This window comes from Oceanisphaera sp. W20_SRM_FM3, assembly GCF_052119705.1.
Lineage (GTDB): Bacteria > Pseudomonadota > Gammaproteobacteria > Enterobacterales > Aeromonadaceae > Oceanimonas.
In genome coordinates, this window is sequence record NZ_JBGQOP010000044.1 from 1 (window position 1) to 1119 (window position 1119).

At 46.6% G+C, this 1119-nt stretch carries 1 protein-coding gene; it reads right to left on the reverse strand.

Annotated features, from left to right (window positions below):
* Positions 1–444: 444 nt before the first annotated feature.
* Positions 445–822 (reverse strand): thiol-disulfide oxidoreductase DCC family protein, encoded by a 378-nt coding sequence (locus ACEN2G_RS14195; RefSeq protein WP_442022646.1) that lies wholly within the window; start codon positions 820–822, stop codon positions 445–447.
* Positions 823–1119 lie beyond the last annotated feature (297 nt).

Genomic DNA, 1119 nt, shown 5'->3' on the forward strand with positions numbered 1-1119 from the left:
TCCCGAGTGGCTAAAGGGATCAGACTGTAAATCTGACGGCTCAGCCTTCGCTGGTTCGAATCCAGCCTCCTCCACCACCCTTAGAAGGCCAGTGCTTAGCACTGGCCTTTTTCTTATGTGTTTTTTAAAATCACGCCTCACGCCATTCTAAGTAGATCGATCGGTATAACAGACGTGGAACCGAAAAATCTTATTTGCTACGGAATCCACAGCATCCACAGAAAAATAGTGATTAGATCAGAGTAAACTCGGTGAGGAGTGAGGGGTAAAGAGTGAAGTGGACGAGCCAACCACCAAACCGTCAGGGGGCGATCTATTACCATTAAATTTTTTATCCCTGTCACTTTTCGTCCTTATCTCGGTTTAATTTTTCCGTGGGGTTCGCGTTCTTCCGTTGCAAAAATAGCTTTGGCTCTGGCTCTAAAAACGAGCGTTTTTACCGGACTAAATACGGCCTTGGCGCTTTAAGCGTCGCTCTACCCAAGTACGATAAGCCCACGACAGGCAAGGGCGGATCACAGGTAAGCCGATCAACCACGCCAGCACTTTTAGGCGAGGTACGCGCTGCATCAATAAGATATAGGCATCTAGTTCACAGAGGATGTTACCGTCCACTGTTTGCACATGCAGCTCACGCATTACCCGATCAGGGCTCAGTCCTAGACTCTTGAGCTGCTCTTCGCGGTCGGTAATATCAAACCAATAAATGTCGTTGCCGCCGGCCCCTGCCCAGCGCTCGTAGTTGGCTCTGTCTTTAATGCAGCCCTCGCAGCTGCCGTCATAAAACACCACCAACTTATGGTGGGCTTGCTTGTTATCCATTAGATCCTCCTAACGAAATGCTAAAGCCCAGAGCAAGAAACTAAAGATTTTCTCGCCACGGAATACACAGAAACACACGGGCATAGAGTAATAAGGACAGAGCGGAAATACATTTATATTGTAAGGTCTAACCAACGGCCAACTAACAATTTTCCTTTTATTAGTTGACATTTTTCTGTGTTTTTCCGTGTATTCCGTGGCAAAAATAGCCTTTTCTTTCACTGGAATGGCCCCGAATAAGTAGACACTTCTTCAGAGTGAGGAAGTGTATGCAATACCGAACCAAGCGTAAATTTA